Raw genomic sequence first — 20728 nt, forward strand, 5'->3', positions numbered from 1 at the left:
CTCGTTGCTTTCTTTAAAGTTAGATTACTTAGCTTTAGGCCTAAACGGCTTAATTACTAACTCGTCGCATTCTAAAAATGGACCGTCTATGAAATCGATGCAGTAAGGAATAGCAGGGGGAGATAGAGCGCGCATCTAGACGCGCTCGTTGCTTACTTTAAAATCAGATTACTTAGCTTTTGGACGGAAAGGCTTGATCACTGATTCGTCACATTCTAAAAATGGACCGTCCATGAGATCGATGCAGTAAGGAATAGCAGGGAACACAGCATCAAGACACTCACGAATCGACTTAGGCTTGCCTGGCAAGTTAACGATCAAAGTATCACCACGCAGACCCGCTGTCTGACGTGAAAGAATCGCAGTGGGTACAAACTTCAATGACTCGGCGCGCATCAATTCGCCAAAGCCAGGCATCATACGATCACAAACAGCTTCCGTAGCCTCAGGTGTCACATCACGCTTAGCTGGGCCTGTTCCACCCGTTGTCACGATTAGGCTACAGTTTTGCTCATCAGCCATCTTAATGAGTGTTGCAGAGATGACATCAGCTTCATCGGGGATCACCTCATAAACAGGCTCCCATTCAGAAGTAAGGTATTCGTTTAGAACATCAATAATCGCTTTACCAGAAAGATCTTCATAGACACCAGCACTGGCTCTATCACTGACGGTAACAATACCGATTTTTGCTTTGCTCATTATCTTTTCCTCTACATCAAGTAGGCAATTCAGGCTTCAGAGCTAATCACTCAGCTCAATATGGGCTATAAAGTAGCATAAACAGATAGAGTTAAACTTGATAATTATCCTCTCTATCGCTAAAAAGGCCGCTAGCTAACAACTTCAGCTGTGAACGAGTGAATTCAAGCTGCCGATAAAGCAGCTACAAGCCTCTAGAAAGCCAATATTTACTCTGCCAATAGCTGTTATCTAACCGAGATATCATCACACCTTGGCTCGTTGAGGCATGTAAAAACTTAGAATCACTCAAGTAGATGCCCACATGACGCGTCGACCATCCGGTTTTGAAGAATACTAGGTCACCGGTCTTTAAGTTTTGCTTAGCAATCTTATGGCCTACACCTTTCTGTTCAATCGTCGTACGGGGTAGGTTTATCCCTAGAATATTCTTATAAGCCAATACAACAAAACCGGAGCAATCTACGCCTCGCTTACTCATGCCACCATAACGATAGGGCGTACCTTTCCACTCGCTATGGTAAGCCATCAACTTCTCTTCTAAGCCGTGTAAATGCTGATTGCTAGCAGAGCCTTTATTGAAGTCTTCAGTAGGTTGGTTCGAACACCCCACTAAAATAACAAAAATAGAGATGCAGAAAATAGATCTAAACAAGGCAGGCCTCGGGACATGTGACGTTAAACGAAAATAATTGTGAGCCCCTATTTTAGCACTCTAGAGATTAACAGAAGGTGAAGTCAGTATGATATGTCCCCTCTTGGAATACTTGGAGGTGAGTAGGAAATAAGAAACATTCCCTAAATTTACTATAACCAAGCATTGGTTTTAATTATTTAGCAGAGTGTTGGCGTATTTAACTGATTAAAGCCCTATCAAATGAATGTGTCTCTACAGAGAAATAGCATAGGTTTATGTACCATATAAAACGATGAGCACATTAATGAAAAAGCAAAATAAACATTGCGATACCGTGTGAAATCAGAATACTGGTGACGAATGCAGCGGGAATTAATTTTATGGTGGAAGAGCTGTCCCTCCCCAATAACGCCATTAAATTTAATGTGATAGAACACAAAGCGCTTAAGCAAGCAATATTGAGAATAATAAATACCGTTGACAGTTGTTCTCCAGCTGTCATTGTTAGAAAGTAATCTGACTCAGCAAGCTTTATCATTGATAAATCACGACTACTTACCGTTTTTAATAGCCAAAACTCAGCCAAAATAATACTCGTTTGTTCAAAGAATCCGATAAGCTGAAACCAACTAACCAAAAAGTATTCTAGTGATTTAAAAATGGCATAAAGCGTGTCCTTAAAAAAATATCCAATCACTTCAAAAATAGCAATCAATGCAGCACGATTGAAAATTATTTTGTAACCTCCAATAAAATACATCTTTAGCCTTTCTTTAAAGCTTTTGCTATCAATGTGCCAACTTATAGGTAGTGCTTTAGGGTCTGATCCTAATATACATGGTAGTAACAGCGCTGCGATAATTGGAAGAACAGTAGAAACTAGCAGTAAGTGCATGAAAGGATAACCTAAAGCACAAAAAATTAAGCAGGTTAAGCCTCCTGACGAGCAAAAACCTATCGTTAAAATGCAAAACCTTTGCTTGTAAGAGCATTGGCTCAATACAGGTTTAAGGATCAGGTGGATATTTGAAGCCCCCATCACTGTTGATAACAAGCCAGTAAAAAGTGTTGTTTGATACTTATCTCTTATAGGCAGATTACTGTTAGGAGTTATTTTTGTGAGACCATGATGAATCATAGCGATAAAAAGCACTAAGATCATAAGCAAAGGACTGACATAGGCAAGAAACTTAATTGTTACACTAAAAAAAATGGCTAACTCAGAGGTACCACCAATTAGCTCTTGCCATAGTGAAAATGAGAAAAGAAAAAAAACAATTGAAAACTCAATAACCCCCCTATAAATATAAAGTATTTTTTTTATCGTGCTACCATTCTGTGTATACAAGTAATTTTGATATCCTACTTGTCCAAATCTATTTTTTCTGTGATCAAAATACGTTTAACAACAAGGTAAAGGCATAATTATAATTCCTTGGCAGGTTCACCGAGCTTTATATATTCTAGCTATAGAGATAGAGAGAGCAACTTAGCCGTTGCTCAACAATTGAAATTTGCAGACAGTAATAATTTTAGACGTTCATTTAAGCGGTCGACTGGACAATTACCAAATCAACTTAGAGATTGGTTGGTTACACTTAACAATTAAACCGCTTGTCCCGCTGCGACTCCCGATGACCATGCCCACTGGAAGTTGAACCCTCCTAGCCAGCCGCTGACATCCATGACTTCCCCAATAAAGAACAGCCCGGGTACAGATTTAGCTTGCATGGTTTTCGACGACAGCTCGTCGGTATCCACACCACCTAAAGTAACTTCAGCAGTACGATAGCCTTCAGTGCCATTCATCACTATTTTCCAAGACTCAAGATCGACTGCTAACTGCTCTAGTTCACTATGAACTAACTGATTCAATGCCTTGTTGAGTAAGGCTTCATCGAACAGCGCCTCGACTAGGCGCTTAGGTAGCCAATGACTCAGGGTATTTCTTAGACTCTGTTTAGGATGGTTCGCCAGCACAAGTTCGATAGCGGCTCTGGCATCGATACCAGGAAGCAGATTAATACTAATGCTTTCACCCGGCTTCCAGAAGTTTGAAATCTGCAAGATTGCAGGCCCAGATAAACCACGGTGAGTGAAGAGCAGAGCTTCACTGAACTGAGTGCCATCTTTCGCGGTGATCGTACTAGGTACGGCAATCCCGGAAAGCGGTTCAAATTTCAGCTTCTGGTCGGCATGCCAAGTAAAGGGGACTAAGCCTGCACAGGTCGGCAGCACTTTTAAACCGAACTGCTCAGCAAGGTGATAACCAAATGGGCTTGCACCGAGTTTAGGCATTGAAAGGCCGCCAGTAGCTATCACCAGCGAATCACAGGTATAGGTCTCTTTATCTGTCGCCAGCTTAAACTGACCAGACTCTAGCTTAGCTATGTCACCAATCTCAGTCTTAAGCTGAATTTTAGCGCCGGCCCATTCGCACTCAGTCTTCAGCATGGTCACTATCTCTTTGGCTGAATCATTACAGAACAGTTGACCATGGTCACGCTCGTGATACTCGATGCCATGACGCTCTACTAGCTCAATAAAATCACTGCTGCGATATCTAGCGAGTGCAGATTTGACGAAATGAGAGTTGCTACAGACAAAATGATTAGCTTCGACTTTTTGATTGGTGAAGTTACAACGCCCGCCACCACTGATCAATATCTTACGACCCGCTTGCTTGGCATTGTCGAGAACCAGAACATCACGGCCACGATAGCCCGCACTAGCAGCACACATAAGCCCTGCAGCACCCGCACCGATAATAATTACATCATGATGTTTCACTCAATTCCCCTCAACTAGCCACGTAACTTTGGCGCGATTTTTATATAAATATGGCAAAAAATAAGGGCGCTATTTTAGCACCCTTTATTCATTTACCGGAGTTAAAGATAGACGTTACTCGCTATCTTCGGTCTCTGATTTTTTTTCTCTGGCTAACAATGATTTAGCAGCTTCATGAGGCGTACCACCTTGATACAGCACCTTGTACACTTGTTCGGTGATAGGCATTTCTACACCTAAACGCTTAGCTAAGGCATAAACCTCTTTGGTATTGCGGTAACCTTCAACGACTTGACCTATCTCTTCCTGAGCCTCCTCGACACCTTGTCCTCGGCCTAAAGCCAGTCCAAAACGACGGTTTCGAGATTGATTATCAGTACAGGTCAGTACCAGATCACCTAAACCAGCCATTCCCATGAAGGTACTCGTTTGGGCCCCCATAGCCTCACCTAAACGAGATAACTCAACTAATCCACGGGTAATGAGTGCTGTTCTGGCGTTTGCGCCAAAGCCTATGCCATCAGACATACCAGCGCTGATAGCAATAACGTTCTTCACCGCACCACCAAGTTGCAGCCCAATGAAGTCATCATTAGCATAAACACGCAGACGTTTAGGACTGTGTAGCAACTCTACCAAATCTTCGGTAAACACATCATCAGTTCCTGCGACTGAGATAGCCGTCGGCATCCCTGCTGCTAACTCTTTAGCAAAAGTGGGTCCAGACAGTACGGCTAAGGGATATTTATCACCTAGCACATCTCCAGCAACCTCTTGCAGTAGGCGTCCGGTCTCAGGCTCGAGCCCTTTAGTCGCCCATACGATACGAGAGTCTTCACGCAGCAAGGGTTTAGCTTGCTCAAGAACCTGACCAAATACATGGCTGGGAACAACAACGAGAACATTATTAGATGCGGCAAGTGCAGTCGCAAGATCGACTTCAGGAATCAGCAGTTCAGGAAAGGTTATCCCAGGAAGAAAGGCTTCATTAGCGTGATCACGCTTAAGGTTTTCGATATGCTCAGGATCATGACCCCAAAGCAAGGTTCGATGGCCATTACTGGCTAGAGAAATAGCAAGGGCGGTGCCATAAGACCCCGCCCCTAATACCGTAATATCGGCAGTGTTTTTCATATTACTACTCAGTTTGATGCTATTTCATCCAATTTTAGCATTCGGATGAAATAGCTGCTATCTGAGCAGCGACTGAAAAATGCTGAACAGATTTGTTCAGTTTTTTATTACGCGCTTGCTTCTTCTGTCTTTTCAGAAGCAGCTTCTTCAGCACCAGCTTGACGTTGATTAACGTACTGAGCGAAAAGTGCATCGAAGTTAACTGGTGCTAGGTTTAGCTGTGGGAAAGTACCACGGCTAACTAAGCTGCCCACTGCTTCACGAGCATATGGGAAAAGAATGTTAGGGCAGTATGCACCTAGAGAGTGAGCAAGTTGTTGCTCTGTCAGACCGTTGATAGCAAAAATACCAGCTTGCTGAACTTCACATAGGAAAGCAGTTTCTTCACCGTTCTTTGCGGTAACAGTTAAAGAAAGAACAACTTCAAATACGTTGTCTGCTAGCTTAGCACTACGAGTATCAAGATCTAACTTAACTTCTGGGTTCCACTCTTTCTGGAAAACAGCTGGGCTGTTTGGCGTTTCGAAAGAGATATCCTTGGTGTAAACACGCTGGATATTGAATTGAGGATCTTGTTGTTCGTTGTTTGCTACTTCAGCCATAATTTTTACCTATCCAATTTATTAGGCTTCAAAATTGAAGCCAATTTAAAGGGCTTTTGTTACTTGAGGCTAGAAATCGCACTCAGACACCATCCCAGGTTTTAGTTATTTCTATTTCTTACTCTTTGACACTGGTAGATTATTTGATTGCCAGTCACCCATACCACCTTTGAGGTTATGTACAGATTCGAAACCTGCTTTAACCATCAACTGCGAAGCTTGTGATGAAACCATTCCAGCATTACATACCATTATAATGGGACTAGCTTTAAACTTTTCAAGGGCAGAAAGTTGATTATTTTTAATTTCAGATAAAGGCACATTTAACGCGCCGACAATATGGCCCTTCTTAAAGTCTGCTTTTTCCCTAACATCTACCACTTTTGCATCTTGCTTATTAATCAGCAAGGTCGCTTGTTGATGATCAACAGTTGTCACCTTAGAGACGGTAGATTTGAAAACGCTAACGATCAGACCAATCAGTAAACCTATCCAGGCGAGGCTCAACATAGGGTTAGCTTTCAAAAATTCAATATATTCTTGCATATTAATCTGCCTACTTATAAGGGCTATATGTTCAATAAGGGCACAGAGTATACCACCCTAAATGCCGTGGATTGAAGCATGTTAACCATATCTAGGTAAAGTCGATGATCACAATCTAGGTAAATTCCTTTTTCAACTCCGTCTTACGTAGTAATATTTAACCAATTTCTGATTTCAACTCTATCTTTCAAACTTAGAAGGTACCACCATGACGACACGCAAACGCCCGTTGGCACTGCTGATCCTCGATGGCTGGGGACATCGTGAAAACACGGATAAAAACGCCGTTTTTCATGCCAACACCCCAGTACTAGATCGACTCAATAACCAATACCCAAATAGCTTAATTTCAGGCTCAGGACTGGACGTAGGTTTACCCGACGGACAGATGGGTAATTCTGAAGTAGGCCACATCAATATCGGCTCAGGTCGTATTGTTTATCAAGAACTAACACGAATTGGCAAAGCCATTGATGATGGTGAATTTGACAAAAACCCTGCACTATTAGCTGCTATCGATCATGCCATAGCTAAAGAGGGTGCCGTACACATTATGGGGCTGCTTTCTCCAGGTGGTGTTCACAGCCATGAAAACCATATTGAAGCTATGTGTCGCCTAGCTGTTAAACGGGGTGCTAAGCAAGTTTATCTGCACGCCTTCCTCGACGGTCGTGACACTCCACCAAGAAGTGCTAAATCTACTTTGGCCCATTTTGATGATCTGTTTACTACATTAGGCACTGGCCGCACAGCATCTTTGATCGGTCGTTACTATGCCATGGACCGTGATAACCGCTGGGATCGAGTCTCACAGGCATATGATTTAATCACCAGTGGTGAATCTCAGTATCAATACACAAACGCTGTAGATGCATTAGAAGCCGCGTACTCACGTGATGAAAATGATGAGTTCGTTGCAAGCACTGCAATCGTCGACAGCCAAGGTCAGGCGGCTAAGCTTACCGATGATGATGCACTTATCTTCATGAATTTCCGCGCCGACCGCGCACGACAGATCACCCGCAGCTTCGTCGAACCAGATTTCGATAGCTTCGAACGCAAGGTGAAAACAAAAGCACATTTCGTGATGCTGACTCAATATGCAGCTGATATTCCAGCCGCCATTGCTTACCCATCAACAGAATTAGTAAACACACTAGGTGAAGTTCTACAAAAGAATGAAAAAACACAGCTACGTATCTCAGAAACAGAGAAATACGCCCATGTGACCTTCTTCTTCAATGGCGGTAAAGAGGAAGCATTTAAAGGTGAAGATAGAATATTAATTCAATCACCTAAGGTTGCTACTTATGATTTACAACCTGAGATGAGCTCTGCTGAACTCACAGATAAATTAGTCGCCGCTATCGAATCGACCAATTACGATGTGATTATTTGTAATTACCCTAATGGCGATATGGTTGGCCATACCGGTAGTTTTGAGGCCGCAGTAAAAGCCTGTGAAGCAGTCGATACTTGTATTGGCCGTGTCGTAGATGCGTTAGCTAAAGTTGACGGAGAATGTTTAATCACTGCCGATCACGGTAATGCAGAGCAGATGACCGATGTTAATACCGGGCAGGCTCATACCGCTCATACCAGCGAATTAGTTCCACTGATTTATGTTGGGCGTGACGCAAGTATTGAAGATGGTGGACGTTTAAGCGATCTTGCTCCGACTATGTTAACCTTGATGGGACAAGATGTGCCTGCAGAGATGACTGGCCGTTCAATTATCACATTGAGTGAGTAACCAATAATTGCTTATCCGTTGTTTGTTCAATAAAGCCAGCATCATAGCTGGCTTTATCATGCTTTCTTCGCCGCTGCTTGCCTCAGACTTACAGCAGCGTCAATCCGATCTAAAAACACTGCAATCTCAAATCAGCAAACAAGCATCAGATCTGAAGAGCACCAACAAACAGAGAGAGAAGTTAGTATCCCTGTTAAAGCAAGATGAAAAAGCCATTGCGGCTGCAGCCAAAAAAGTAAACCAAACTCAAGTGTCTTTGGACGAGACAGATCAAAAGTTAAACGAACTAGAAAACCGTCAAAACAAGTTAATAAAACTAAAAACAACTCAACAAAAAACTCTTTCTAATCAGCTTGCTAGTGCGTATTTAGCCGGTAATCACGATTATAGTAAGATGTTACTGAACCAGCAGAGCCCAGCAAGCATCGAGCGCCTACTAGCCTACTATCAATATTTGAATAATGCCCGAATGGCATCTATCAATGAGCTGCAACAAACCATGGAAGAGCTTAATGATATTCAAATAGCCCAAATTAACCAAAAGACCCAGCTAAATAAGCTCATCCTCAATCAGCAGACACAATCGAAACAACTCAATTTAGAGCAGACACAAAGACAAAACACCCTGACTCAACTGCAGAGAACCTTAAATAGCAGTGGTGTAAGACTTGAACAACTACAAATCGAAGAAGCCAGCTTAAAGCGAGTCGTCGAACAAGCCATCACAGCCATGAAAAGTAGCCCAAGCATGGAAGGTTTATCGAGCAAGAAAAAGCTTAATTGGCCAACTAATGGCAGAATAAAATCAGGTTTTGGCAGTCGCCGTTCTGGTCAGGTCAAGTGGAAGGGTGTCACTATGTCAGCTCCTGAAGGACAACAGATTAAAGCTATTTTTGCAGGTAAAGTCATCTACGCAGATTGGCTCCGCGGATTTGGTATGGTGCTAGTACTCGACCATGGCAAGGGCTATATGAGCCTATATGGTCATGCTCAAACACTTTTAAAAAATGCTGGAGACTCTGTAAACAAAGGAGAATCTATCGCATTAGTTGGACGTTCGGGTGGACAGACTGAGCCTGGCCTATACTTTGAGGTAAGGCACAAAGGGCAAGCAGTCGATCCAGCGAGATATTGTAAGCGCTAGGATCTGCAAAGCCCTAATATAAAGGGGCTGCCATGAAACCATTTATCCGCTATTTTTGTAGTATTCTTTTCGGTATTGCACTCGGTGTATCTGTGACCTTATCCGGCCAGGAAAACGCTCAACAGTATAAACCCAGCTTAAACTACCCTCTGCTACTTGATGTCATCGACACCATAGAAACTTATTACGTCACCGAACTGAGTCAGGATGAACTGATAGCCGCAGCTATTGAAGGGGTATTTACTAAATTGGACCCCTACTCTAACTTTCTCGACAAACAAGAGTTTTCTAATATCAGAGATGCAAACAAAGGCGAATACTTTGGTTTTGGTATAGAAATCGCAACAGAAGATGACAGAATTACTATCGTTACCCCTTTTCCTAACTCCCCAGCAGAACAAGCGGGTATTAGAGCAGGCGATCAAATCGTCAAACTAAATAATCATAATGTAGACCCCAGCAAACTCGCTTCACTGCTTAAAGAGATTAAAAATCATAGTCAGAACAATCAATCTATCGTACTCGCCTTAACTCATCTCAATATGGACAGTATTTATGAGGTCACTCTTAAACCCACAATTATCTCAGTTCAATCTGTTACTGCTGAATTATTAGAAGATGATATCGGTTATATCAGACTAGCCAGCTTTCAAGACAACTCGACTAAAGAGATGGTAAAGCAACTCACCCAGTGGAATAACTTAGAGTTAACTGGCTTAATTTTAGATCTAAGAAATAACCCAGGCGGATTACTGGATCAGGCGATACAAATTGCCGATATTTTTCTAGCCAAAGGTAGGATAGTTTCTACCGAAGGAAGATTTTTTGATGCAAATTCTGATTACTATGCCTCACCCCAAACCATGCTTAGTCATGTACCTATGACAGTATTGATCAATAAAGGCTCGGCTTCTGCTTCGGAAGTACTTGCTGCTGCATTACAGGAAAACAACAGAGCTAAACTTATTGGTGAGACCAGCTTTGGCAAAGGAACTGTTCAAAGCTTGATCCCAACCTTAATGGAAGGCAATGCAATAAAGTTAACAATAGCGAAATATACCACCCCCACAGGGCGAGATATTAATAGCAAAGGGATCGAACCAGATATAAAACTTGAACTTGATACTGTAACAAATGATAAAACTGTGCCTATAATCGAGAAAACAACAATCCATGCCATTAAAGCTAAAAGTGCCGAGACAGAATTATTCTTAAACTCAGCAATAACATGGATAAAAACTCATTCTTAAAGCCTTAAGTCGTCATATAAAAGGCTCGGATAATATTAAACACAGTGCGCATTTTTATATTTTTTATTGCTTTAGCCGTTTGTACAACTTATGTAAATGCCGCCCAGGTTGCGATCATCATTGACGATATTGGATATCGTCAATCCGATGAAGCCGTGCTGTCTTTACCTGATAACATCACCCTTTCAGTATTACCTCATACCCCACTAGGCAGTTCAGTAGCCCAAAGAGCTCACAGTAAAGGCTATGAAGTGATGCTTCACCTACCGATGCAAGCGCTTAATGGTAAAAAGCTTGGTCCCGGTGGTATCACCAATATTATGAGTGAATCAGAAGTAAAGAACACCATAAGGCTGGCGTTTGAGAGTGTACCATTTGCAAAAGGGGCCAATAACCATATGGGGAGTCTGATGACTCAACTTGAGGAGCCTATGCAGTGGGTAATGGAAACACTAAAACAGAAAGAACTCTATTTCGTTGATAGCATGACAACTAGATATACTAAAGCTGGAGAGGCTGCAGATAGGCTCGGTATCCCACAACTCAAGCGACAAGTGTTTCTTGATAATGATGTATCAACAGCAAGTTTAGAACGGCAATTTACTCAATTGATGGCTTTAGCTCACCGGCAGGGACAAGTCGTAGCCATCGCTCACCCTTACCCAGAAACCATTGCATATTTAAAACACAACTTACCAAGATTGCACAAATCAGGGATACGCTTAGTTAAAACGTCAGAGTTATTGCCCTATAGAATCGCCAACAAAGAGAACAAGGGGAAAAGCGCTACAATCAGGTTAAAGTAACGCCACTTATCATTTTAGCCTAGGCAAGCTCTAATACAGGAATAGAAAGCTCTGGCAGTAACTTTAACAAGCTCTCTCTGTTACTCGCTATATCGGCTAGGGAATATTGGTCTAAAACTGCTAGATAAGCGGTAACCGCTTCTGCTAATACACCTTTTAGTTGGCAAGAAGGGGTGAGTCGGCAATATGGTTTGCTGCAATCTATTGGCGCTAACGAATTTTCTAAAGCCCTTACTAGCTGTCCAATATTAATCTCTTGTGGCGATTTACCTAAGCGAAAACCACCACACTTGCCTCTGATCGTTTCCAAATAACCTAGCTTACCAAGATGATGAACTATTTTTGAAACATGATTGGGAGATAATTCGAAGACTTCCGTTATTTCAGAAATTCTAAAAAGGGTTTCTCTTTCAGGCTGAATAGCCAGATACATTAAGGTACGGATACCAAAATCGGTATATCGAGTTAACTGCATTTAACACCTTCCAAAATTAACCTAACAGGTTTGAGCTTCTAAATAAGAGATCAAGCGAATAGCATCAGTATTCGTCGTTCCACAAACATCTGTAGTCGCAGTAAAGGAACTACACACATCCGGACGTTCATCTAGTCCAAATATTTTGCACAAATTGTCATCAGATAGCTGTATACATCGCTCACCTGCAGGTTTGCCATTGGGCATACCTGGAATCGGGCTAGTAATAGACGGGGCAATACAACATGCACCACACCCTAGACGACAATTCATAAATTAATCCCTTGCAAGATATTATACCTATTATTGAGTAACGTAGTAGCTGTTATGATCACAGCACCTTCTAATAAAGCGAATTCATTTAGACTAGTTTACTATTTTTGTAATCCTTACGCCCTGATATTAATCATTAGAAAGCCAATTAAGATCTATAACTAGCCTAGAGTAACAGCTGTAATAGTCGTGAGTTCCAAATGCTGTTGGACTGGACGGCCGCGACACATATAAGTGCCAAAAAACAGATACAAAAAAGCCCTAACACTCCTCGTTTATAAGAATTGTTAGGGCTTATCGTAACGTTGGCAAAGCGGACAATCTCTTTTTAAAAGACGAACCCGCGACTCCCGGCGTGACAGGCTGCTTTCTATTCAAAAGAAGCTAACCAACTGAACTACGAAGTGCATGGATGCACAAATGTCACGTAGACCATGGATGGTCGAGAGTGACCGCTCCTTTAGCAAAGTTCTTGTGCAGAATGTTGAATGCTTTTTCGTCGTTTCTACTCAAAAATAGACACGAAAAAAGCCTCTACACTCTCAATTGATGAGAAGTGTAGAGGCTTTCGTCTTTGTGTTGGCGGGTGAATATCACGCAGTGATGAGCTCATGAACGAGAGGCATGGATGCCGAACTGGGCTTTTAAGCATGGATGCTGTTGGACGGGACTCGAACCCGTGTGCCTTCGGCACGCGTGACAGGCCGCTTTCCGTTTAATAAAGAGGCTAACCAACTGAACTACCGCTCTGCTTTTATTTTTCCTACTCAAAAATCAGACACGAAAAAGCCCTAACATTGCTGTTAGGGCTTATCGTAATGTTGGCGGAGCGGACGGGACTCGAACCCGCGACCCCCGGCGTGACAGGCCGGTATTCTAACCAACTGAACTACCGCTCCTTTAGTAAAGTGCTTGCGCATATTACTAAATTCTTTATAGTCTCTGATTTGTCACTATCAGTAGACTTTGTCTTCACTTTCTAGAAAGTGGAAACTAATTAGGCGCCTGGAAATGACCTACTCTCACATGGGGAGACCCCACACTACCATCGGCGCAATTGCGTTTCACTTCTGAGTTCGAGATGGGATCAGGTGGGGCCACAATGCTATGGTTTCCAGACTAATTTGGCAAAATTTCGAAAGCTGGCTATTCAGAAGCATTAACGCGTCTAAATCGCAAAATAATTGGTCTAACTTAAATCAAATACGTATTCTTTTGTGCTTATGAAGTAATACACACACTAACTACACAAACCCATCTGGGTTGTATGGTTAAGCCTCACGAGTCATTAGTACAGGTTAGCTCAACGCCTCACAACGCTTACACACCCTGCCTATCAACGTCCTAGTCTCGAACGGCTCTTTAGAGGAATTAAATTCCTAGGGATGACTCATCTTAGGACTCGCTTCCCGCTTAGATGCTTTCAGCGGTTATCGATTCCGAACGTAGCTACCGGGCAATGCTATTGGCATAACAACCCGAACACCAGCGGTTCGTCCACTCCGGTCCTCTCGTACTAGGAGCAGCTTCCTTCAATCATCCAACGCCCACGGCAGATAGGGACCGAACTGTCTCACGACGTTCTGAACCCAGCTCGCGTACCACTTTAAATGGCGAACAGCCATACCCTTGGGACCGACTTCAGCCCCAGGATGTGATGAGCCGACATCGAGGTGCCAAACACCGCCGTCGATATGAACTCTTGGGCGGTATCAGCCTGTTATCCCCGGCGTACCTTTTATCCGTTGAGCGATGGCCCTTCCATTCAGAACCACCGGATCACTATGACCTACTTTCGTACCTGCTCGACGTGTATGTCTCGCAGTTAAGCTGGCTTATGCCATTGCACTAACCGTACGATGTCCGACCGTACTTAGCCAACCTTCGTGCTCCTCCGTTACTCTTTGGGAGGAGACCGCCCCAGTCAAACTACCCACCAGGCACTGTCCTCAACCCCGATTCAGGGGCCAGAGTTAGAACATCAAAACTACAAGGGTGGTATTTCAAGGTTGACTCCACAAAAACTAGCGTCTCTGCTTCAAAGTCTCCCACCTATCCTACACATGTAGGTTCAATGTTCAGTGCCAAGCTATAGTAAAGGTGCACGGGGTCTTTCCGTCTAGCCGCGGGTATACGGCATCTTCACCGCAATTTCAACTTCACTGAGTCTCGGCTGGAGACAGCGTGGCCGTCATTACGCCATTCGTGCAGGTCGGAACTTACCCGACAAGGAATTTCGCTACCTTAGGACCGTTATAGTTACGGCCGCCGTTTACCGGGGCTTCGATCATGAGCTTCTCCGAAGATAACCCAATCAATTAACCTTCCGGCACCGGGCAGGCGTCATACCGTATACTTCCTCTTGCGAGTTTGCACAGTACTGTGTTTTTGATAAACAGTTGCAGCCACCTGGTATCTGCGACTGCCAGCAGCTTAAGGAGCAAGTCCCATCACCGCCGGCAGCGTACCTTCTCCCGAAGTTACGGTACCATTTTGCCTAGTTCCTTCAGCCGAGTTCTCTCAAGCGCCTTGGTATTCTCTACCCAACCACCTGTGTCGGTTTGGGGTACGATTCCTACTAACCTGAAGCTTAGAAGATTTTCCTGGAAGCATGGCATCAACTACTTCATCCCCTTGGGGACTCGTCATCAACTCTCAGCTTTGCAATTTAATGCGTTCACCCGGATTTGCCTAAGTGAACAGCCTACAGCCTTAAACGCGGACAACCAACGCCGCGCTAGCCTAGCCTTCTCCGTCTCTCCATCGCAGTTAGTAGAAGTACGGGAATATTAACCCGTTTCCCATCGATTACGCCTTTCGGCCTCACCTTAGGGGTCGACTTACCCTGCCCTGATTAACATTGGACAGGAAACCTTGGTCTTTCGGCGAGGGAGTTTTTCACTCCCTTTATCGTTACTCATGTCAGCATTCGCACTTCTGATACCTCCAGCGTGGGTTACCCCTTCGCCTTCAACGGCTTACAGAACGCTCCTCTACCGCTTGCTAGTAAACTAGCAAACCCATAGCTTCGGTGTATTGCTTAGCCCCGTTAAATCTTCCGCGCAGGCCGACTCGACTAGTGAGCTATTACGCTTTCTTTAAATGATGGCTGCTTCTAAGCCAACATCCTAGCTGTCTAAGCCTTCCCACATCGTTTCCCACTTAGCAATAACTTTGGGACCTTAGCTGATGGTCTGGGTTGTTTCCCTTTTCACGACGGACGTTAGCACCCGCCGTGTGTCTCCCGTATAGTACTCATTGGTATTCGGAGTTTGCAAAGGGTTGGTAAGTCGGGATGACCCCCTAGCCTTAACAGTGCTCTACCCCCAATGGTATTCGTACGAGGCGCTACCTAAATAGCTTTCGAGGAGAACCAGATATCTCCGAGTTTGATTGGCCTTTCACCCCCAGCCACAAGTCATCACCGCATTTTTCAACATACGTGTGTTCGGTCCTCCAGTTGATGTTACTCAACCTTCAACCTGCCCATGGCTAGATCACTCGGTTTCGGGTCTACACCTTGCAACTAAACGCGCAGTTAACACTCGGTTTCCCTACGGCTCCGCTATTCGCTTAACCTTGCTACAAAATGTAAGTCGCTGACCCATTATACAAAAGGTACGCAGTCACGGTCTCAAGGACCGCTCCCACTGCTTGTACGTATACGGTTTCAGGTTCTATTTCACTCCCCTCACAGGGGTTCTTTTCGCCTTTCCCTCACGGTACTGGTTCACTATCGGTCAGTCAGGAGTATTTAGCCTTGGAGGATGGTCCCCCCATGTTCAGACAAGATGTCACGTGTCCCGTCCTACTCGTTTTCATCTATAGTTAGTTTTCATGTACGGGGCTATCACCCTGTGCCGCTGAGCTTTCCAACTCATTCCACTAACACCCTATAGACTTAAGGGCTAATCCCCGTTCGCTCGCCGCTACTAGGGGAATCTCGGTTGATTTCTTTTCCTCCGGGTACTTAGATGTTTCAGTTCCCCGGGTTTGCCTCACATACCTATGTATTCAGTATGTGATACTCACTTATGTGAGTGGGTTTCCCCATTCGGATATCGTTAGCTCAAATGCTTGTTACTAGCTCGCCAACGCTTTTCGCAAGTTACTACGTCCTTCATCGCCTCTGACTGCCAAGGCATCCACCGTATACGCTTAGTCACTTAACCATACAACCCACATAAGTTTGTAACCTATATGCACTGTATCGCAACTAATGGTGTTTACTTTCGCCAAAAGAATACTCTTGAAGTACATTGCTGCACTTCGGCACTTGATTTAAGTGTTTGAGAACTCAATTATTTTATATTTCGCATTAATGCTACTAACAACCAATCACTTACGAATAAGTTCATCGCTGTCCCTTTCACATTAACACTATCAGCTTTCCAAATTTTTAAAGAACAAACATCACCGCAAGGGCATGTTTCTCGCTCTAACAAGAACAAGTTATCTGTGTGAACACTCAGCAAATATTGAGTTAGTCGTATAGGTAAGGAGGTGATCCAGCCCCAGGTTCCCCTAGGGCTACCTTGTTACGACTTCACCCCAGTCATGAACCACACCGTGGTAAACGCCCTCCCCGAAAGGTTAAGCTATCTACTTCTGGTGCAGCCCACTCCCATGGTGTGACGGGCGGTGTGTACAAGGCCCGGGAACGTATTCACCGTAGCATTCTGATCTACGATTACTAGCGATTCCGACTTCACGGAGTCGAGTTGCAGACTCCGATCCGGACTACGACCGGCTTTGTGGGATTAGCTTGACCTCGCGGCTTTGCGACCCTCTGTACCGACCATTGTAGCACGTGTGTAGCCCTACTCGTAAGGGCCATGATGACTTGACGTCGTCCCCACCTTCCTCCGGTTTATCACCGGCAGTCTCCCTAAAGTTCCCACCATTACGTGCTGGCAAATAAGGATAAGGGTTGCGCTCGTTGCGGGACTTAACCCAACATTTCACAACACGAGCTGACGACAGCCATGCAGCACCTGTCTCACAGTTCCCGAAGGCACCAAGCTATCTCTAGCGAGTTCTGTGGATGTCAAGAGTAGGTAAGGTTCTTCGCGTTGCATCGAATTAAACCACATGCTCCACCGCTTGTGCGGGCCCCCGTCAATTCATTTGAGTTTTAACCTTGCGGCCGTACTCCCCAGGCGGTCTACTTAATGCGTTAGCTTGGGAGCCCAGTAACTAAGTTACCAAACTCCGAGTAGACATCGTTTACGGCGTGGACTACCAGGGTATCTAATCCTGTTTGCTCCCCACGCTTTCGTACCTGAGCGTCAGTCTTTGTCCAGGGGGCCGCCTTCGCCACCGGTATTCCTTCAGATCTCTACGCATTTCACCGCTACACCTGAAATTCTACCCCCCTCTACAAGACTCTAGTTTGCCAGTTCAAAATGCAATTCCCAGGTTGAGCCCGGGGCTTTCACATCTTGCTTAACAAACCGCCTGCGTACGCTTTACGCCCAGTAATTCCGATTAACGCTTGCACCCCTCGTATTACCGCGGCTGCTGGCACGAAGTTAGCCGGTGCTTCTTCTGCGAGTAACGTCACAGCTATAGTTTATTAAACTACAACCTTTCCTCCTCGCTGAAAGTGCTTTACAACCCGAAGGCCTTCTTCACACACGCGGCATGGCTGCATCAGGCTTTCGCCCATTGTGCAATATTCCCCACTGCTGCCTCCCGTAGGAGTCTGGGCCGTGTCTCAGTCCCAGTGTGGCTGATCATCCTCTCAGAACAGCTAGGGATCGTCGCCTTGGTGAGCTATTACCTCACCAACTAGCTAATCCCACCTAGACTCATCTAATCGCGAAAGGCCCGAAGGTCCCCTCCTTTCCCCCGTAGGGCGTATGCGGTATTAGCAGTCGTTTCCAACTGTTATCCCCCACGACTAGGCAGATATCTAGGCATTACTCACCCGTCCGCCGCTCGACAGCAAAGGTAGCAAGCTACCTTTCTGTTTCCGCTCGACTTGCATGTGTTAGGCCTGCCGCCAGCGTTCAATCTGAGCCATGATCAAACTCTTCAATTAAAGTTTTTTGATGCACTTCCTTTCGAAAATGACATCGGCTCAACGAATTATACTGTTTCATCAATCCGAAGATTAATGAAGTTTACATATTGCTATGGTCACTCAGTAGTTCATTGAGTAAATTTTTGATTGCCTACATTCCGAAGAACAGAAGGCAATTTCGAATAACTCAACACCTGTGAGTGCCCACACAGATTTCTTGTTTTGAATTGTTAAAGAGCGTTAGCATCAATCTTTCAGATGCTGCCGTTAGACGCTAGGTCGTTGGCTTGAGGAGGCGTATTCTACACTCTCCGTGGTTGGCGTCAAGGGCTTTTTTAAAATGTTTTTAAAATCGCTTAACTCGTTGCCCTGACTGGCTTTGGTCTTACCTAGCTTTCTGCTTAGTAGGACTGGTTTGCCGTGTCAGTGGATGCGCATTATAGGGATGTTAGCCTTGAGCGCAAGGGCTTATTTAAAGAAAATGATGATATAAAGGCCGAGTGGCCACTTATCATTCGATACGTTTATATAAGATACAAAATAGCGCCATTTACGCTTGGTAAAAGCAAAAAAGGAGCCATGGGCTCCTTTCTCTATCTATTTACTGTCTCGTACAGAGATGAGACTACTGACTAAAGAAGCGAGATTCTTGTTGTGCTTCTATTAGATCTCCAGCTGCTGTTTCTGTCTTTACCTTAAAATCGACTTTTAGCATCGGTCTTGAAAGATTAACCGGATCTACAGCAACACTCACTGGGAGTGTTAGTACCTCACCCCCCTCTATCTTCACTTTCTGTGGCCCATACCATTCATAACTAGGCAAGCCTTCTACCGTCAATTGATATTCGTGAGTTTCTTCTGTCTTATTTAGAATCTTCAATGTGAAGGTATTCTCAATCAAGCCATCATTATTCTCTCTGAACAGCTGGTTTCTATCTCGTATGATATCGATTCTCACAGGTGCTATGGTCGCGCTCGCATAAACAAAAACAACAATCATAGTTATTAGGGCTGCACCATAACCAACAAGCTTAGGTCGTAATACTTTTTCTTTAATACCATCCAGTTTATTCTCGGTCGTATAACCGATCAGGCCTTTTGGATAATTCATCTTATCCATGGTGTTATCACATGCATCTATACATGCACCACAGTTGATACATTCATATTGCAATCCATTACGGATATCTATGCCTGTTGGGCAAACCTGAACACATAAGTCACAGTCAATACAATCTCCGAGTCCCATCTCCTTATGATCTGCTTTTCGAGATCTAGGCCCACGGGTTTCCCCTCTCTTTTGATCATAACCAACTATATAAGTGTTTTTATCAAACATCGCCGCCTGGAACCTGGCATAAGGACACATGTGAATACACATAATCTCTCTCATCCAACCAGCATTACCATAGGTCGCTAATGTAAATAGAACAACCCAGAAGTAGATACCGCCACTTGCATTTAAACTGAATACATCGATATAAACTTCAGAGGTTGGTACAAAGTATGAAACAAAAGTCATGGCCGTTAGCAATGATATGCCTATCCATGCGGCATGCTTAGCCGCCTTTCGCCATAACTTATTAAAGGTCCAAGGCATCTGGTCTAACTTTATGCGCTTGTTTCTCGCCCCTTCTAACTTTTCTTCAAACCAAATAAAGATAAACGTCCACACAGTTTGAGGGCAGGTATAGCCACACCAGACACGGCCAAGATAAGTCGTTACAAAAAAGAGTCCAAATGCAGCAATGGTTAATAGGGCCGCTAGCAAAGTTAAATCTTGCGGCCAGATTGTTAGGCCAAAAATATGAAACTTCTGTTCGGCCAAATTAAACCATACAGCTTGACGGTCACCCCAAGGGATCCAAGGTAATATGAGAAAAAACAACATAGCAACCCAACCAAGTCGTCTTCTAAGCTGAGTCCAGACTCCTTCTATTGCTCGAACGTAAATTCTATTCCTTGGGTTAAACCTATCGGCTTTACTCGCATCTGGTTGATGGATCTTGATTCTTTTTTGCTTCGAATAATCCTTTTTCTCAGACTCTGTGCTCATCTCTGTAACCTTACCGCTTTAATATTGCACGAAAAATAGCTTATGATACCTGTATATTACATCTTATTGACTAAAGTTGGGCTGAATAATGAGAGGCTGGATCATATTAGGTTTAGGCGCTGGCGTACTTTACTACCTTGCTACTGAAACCAACAAACTAGATGAACCCATTGCTAGAACAGATGCTCTACTTGTGAAAATAGAGCGTAAGTTGCATGCCATGACGGGCACAAAAATCATTAAGGTTGATAATAAAGTATCTCAACTCAAAAAAGAGATCTCTTCACGCATGTCGACGGGTGAGCTTGGCGCCTTAGACGATATTTTAGAATCTGAATTTAGTGTGCAAGCTTACAAGGATGATTTCTGTAATGGTTCAGCGCCTCGACACGAAAGCCTAAGTAGAGATAACGTTCAATACATTTGTGATAAGCTCAGATAAACACTTTTTCAAGTATCAGATTCAATCTGCATTTATGCTTGTTGATGATTGACCTTCACTTTGTTTCAGCCTAGCCTTTGAGCATTAATTTCA

The 20728-nt window shown here is 44.0% G+C and carries 15 protein-coding genes, 1 tRNA gene and 3 rRNA genes; 5 read left to right on the forward strand and 14 right to left on the reverse strand.

Translation table 11 applies throughout. From position 1 onward, the window contains the following. Positions 1-168 precede the first annotated feature (168 nt). The 7 genes from mog to FM038_RS24910 form a co-directional block, all read right to left on the reverse strand. Entirely contained in the window at positions 169-702 is a 534-nt protein-coding gene (gene mog / locus FM038_RS24880) for a molybdopterin adenylyltransferase (RefSeq protein WP_142873315.1), read from the reverse strand. A gap of 184 nt (positions 703-886) precedes the next feature. Further along, on the reverse strand, positions 887-1357 hold the full coding sequence (locus FM038_RS24885) for an NlpC/P60 family protein (protein WP_223292967.1): 471 nt from the start codon (positions 1355-1357) through the stop codon (positions 887-889). Positions 1358-1640: 283 nt separating this feature from the next. Continuing rightward, entirely contained in the window at positions 1641-2687 is a 1047-nt protein-coding gene (locus FM038_RS24890; RefSeq protein ID WP_142873314.1) for a hypothetical protein, read from the reverse strand. 257 nt (positions 2688-2944) lie between these two features. Beyond that, positions 2945-4129: a BaiN/RdsA family NAD(P)/FAD-dependent oxidoreductase gene (locus tag FM038_RS24895; protein WP_142873313.1), complete on the reverse strand. Its 1185-nt coding sequence runs from the start codon at positions 4127-4129 to the stop codon at positions 2945-2947. Between the two features lie 114 nt (positions 4130-4243). Further along, a complete protein-coding gene (gene gpsA / locus FM038_RS24900; protein WP_142873312.1) occupies positions 4244-5263 on the reverse strand; it encodes an NAD(P)H-dependent glycerol-3-phosphate dehydrogenase in 1020 nt (339 codons plus the stop codon). A gap of 107 nt (positions 5264-5370) precedes the next feature. Continuing rightward, positions 5371-5865: a protein-export chaperone SecB gene (gene secB / locus FM038_RS24905; RefSeq protein WP_142873311.1), complete on the reverse strand. Its 495-nt coding sequence runs from the start codon at positions 5863-5865 to the stop codon at positions 5371-5373. Positions 5866-5976: 111 nt separating this feature from the next. Next, entirely contained in the window at positions 5977-6411 is a 435-nt protein-coding gene (locus FM038_RS24910; protein WP_142873310.1) for a rhodanese-like domain-containing protein, read from the reverse strand. Positions 6412-6619: 208 nt separating this feature from the next. Here FM038_RS24910 and gpmM point away from each other — a divergent pair, with 208 nt between their 5' ends. Genes gpmM through FM038_RS24930 form a run of 4 tightly spaced genes read left to right on the forward strand, consistent with a single transcriptional unit; the run spans position 6620 to position 11364 of the window. Then, the gene (gene gpmM, locus FM038_RS24915) at positions 6620-8164 is read left to right on the forward strand and encodes a 2,3-bisphosphoglycerate-independent phosphoglycerate mutase (RefSeq protein ID WP_142873309.1); all 1545 of its coding nucleotides are present in this window, start codon (positions 6620-6622) and stop codon (positions 8162-8164) included. A gap of 58 nt (positions 8165-8222) precedes the next feature. Then, a complete protein-coding gene (locus FM038_RS24920) occupies positions 8223-9308 on the forward strand; it encodes a murein hydrolase activator EnvC family protein (RefSeq protein WP_185965804.1) in 1086 nt (361 codons plus the stop codon). A 32-nt stretch (positions 9309-9340) separates the two neighbouring features. Next, positions 9341-10558: a S41 family peptidase gene (locus FM038_RS24925; protein WP_142873307.1), complete on the forward strand. Its 1218-nt coding sequence runs from the start codon at positions 9341-9343 to the stop codon at positions 10556-10558. Between the two features lie 44 nt (positions 10559-10602). Continuing rightward, positions 10603-11364, forward strand: a complete 762-nt coding sequence (locus FM038_RS24930; RefSeq protein ID WP_142873306.1) for a divergent polysaccharide deacetylase family protein — start codon at positions 10603-10605, stop codon at positions 11362-11364. 19 nt (positions 11365-11383) lie between these two features. Here FM038_RS24930 and FM038_RS24935 read toward each other — a convergent pair whose 3' ends face one another. The 7 genes from FM038_RS24935 to ccoG all read right to left on the reverse strand — a co-directional run bounded on the left by FM038_RS24935 (position 11384) and on the right by ccoG (position 20193). Continuing rightward, positions 11384-11839, reverse strand: a complete 456-nt coding sequence (locus FM038_RS24935) for an Rrf2 family transcriptional regulator (RefSeq protein WP_142873305.1) — start codon at positions 11837-11839, stop codon at positions 11384-11386. 21 nt (positions 11840-11860) lie between these two features. Further along, positions 11861-12112: a YkgJ family cysteine cluster protein gene (locus tag FM038_RS24940; protein ID WP_142873304.1), complete on the reverse strand. Its 252-nt coding sequence runs from the start codon at positions 12110-12112 to the stop codon at positions 11861-11863. 822 nt (positions 12113-12934) lie between these two features. Further along, positions 12935-13011: transfer RNA gene (locus tag FM038_RS24945), tRNA-Asp, on the reverse strand. Between the two features lie 104 nt (positions 13012-13115). Beyond that, a 5S ribosomal RNA gene (gene rrf, locus FM038_RS24950) occupies positions 13116-13231 on the reverse strand. A gap of 148 nt (positions 13232-13379) precedes the next feature. Continuing rightward, a 23S ribosomal RNA gene (locus FM038_RS24955) occupies positions 13380-16284 on the reverse strand. A 324-nt stretch (positions 16285-16608) separates the two neighbouring features. Then, positions 16609-18155 (reverse strand): 16S ribosomal RNA (locus tag FM038_RS24960). Together the 16S, 23S and 5S rRNA genes with 1 tRNA gene alongside form the textbook arrangement of a ribosomal RNA operon. Positions 18156-18762: 607 nt before the next feature. Continuing rightward, positions 18763-20193, reverse strand: a complete 1431-nt coding sequence (ccoG, locus tag FM038_RS24965) for a cytochrome c oxidase accessory protein CcoG (RefSeq protein ID WP_142873303.1) — start codon at positions 20191-20193, stop codon at positions 18763-18765. 88 nt (positions 20194-20281) lie between these two features. Here ccoG and FM038_RS24970 point away from each other — a divergent pair, with 88 nt between their 5' ends. Continuing rightward, complete coding sequence (locus FM038_RS24970) at positions 20282-20635, forward strand: hypothetical protein (protein ID WP_142873302.1); 354 nt, start codon at positions 20282-20284, stop codon at positions 20633-20635. Positions 20636-20728: the final 93 nt, after the last annotated feature.

The organism is Shewanella eurypsychrophilus (assembly GCF_007004545.3).
GTDB classification, from domain to species: Bacteria; Pseudomonadota; Gammaproteobacteria; order Enterobacterales; family Shewanellaceae; genus Shewanella; species Shewanella eurypsychrophilus.

Bases quoted from the DNA above. Each gene is read 5' to 3' on its own strand.
- mog (WP_142873315.1), bottom strand. From the start codon at position 702: ATGAGCAAAGCAAAAATCGGTATTGTTACCGTCAGTGATAGAGCCAGT.
- gpsA (WP_142873312.1), bottom strand. From the start codon at position 5,263: ATGAAAAACACTGCCGATATTACGGTATTAGGGGCGGGGTCTTATGGC.
- secB (WP_142873311.1), bottom strand. From the start codon at position 5,865: ATGGCTGAAGTAGCAAACAACGAACAACAAGATCCTCAATTCAATATC.
- FM038_RS24910 (WP_142873310.1), bottom strand. From the start codon at position 6,411: ATGCAAGAATATATTGAATTTTTGAAAGCTAACCCTATGTTGAGCCTC.
- gpmM (WP_142873309.1), top strand. From the start codon at position 6,620: ATGACGACACGCAAACGCCCGTTGGCACTGCTGATCCTCGATGGCTGG.
- FM038_RS24920 (WP_185965804.1), top strand. From the start codon at position 8,223: ATGCTTTCTTCGCCGCTGCTTGCCTCAGACTTACAGCAGCGTCAATCC.
- FM038_RS24925 (WP_142873307.1), top strand. From the start codon at position 9,341: ATGAAACCATTTATCCGCTATTTTTGTAGTATTCTTTTCGGTATTGCA.
- FM038_RS24935 (WP_142873305.1), bottom strand. From the start codon at position 11,839: ATGCAGTTAACTCGATATACCGATTTTGGTATCCGTACCTTAATGTAT.
- FM038_RS24940 (WP_142873304.1), bottom strand. From the start codon at position 12,112: ATGAATTGTCGTCTAGGGTGTGGTGCATGTTGTATTGCCCCGTCTATT.
- ccoG (WP_142873303.1), bottom strand. From the start codon at position 20,193: ATGAGCACAGAGTCTGAGAAAAAGGATTATTCGAAGCAAAAAAGAATC.
- FM038_RS24970 (WP_142873302.1), top strand. From the start codon at position 20,282: ATGAGAGGCTGGATCATATTAGGTTTAGGCGCTGGCGTACTTTACTAC.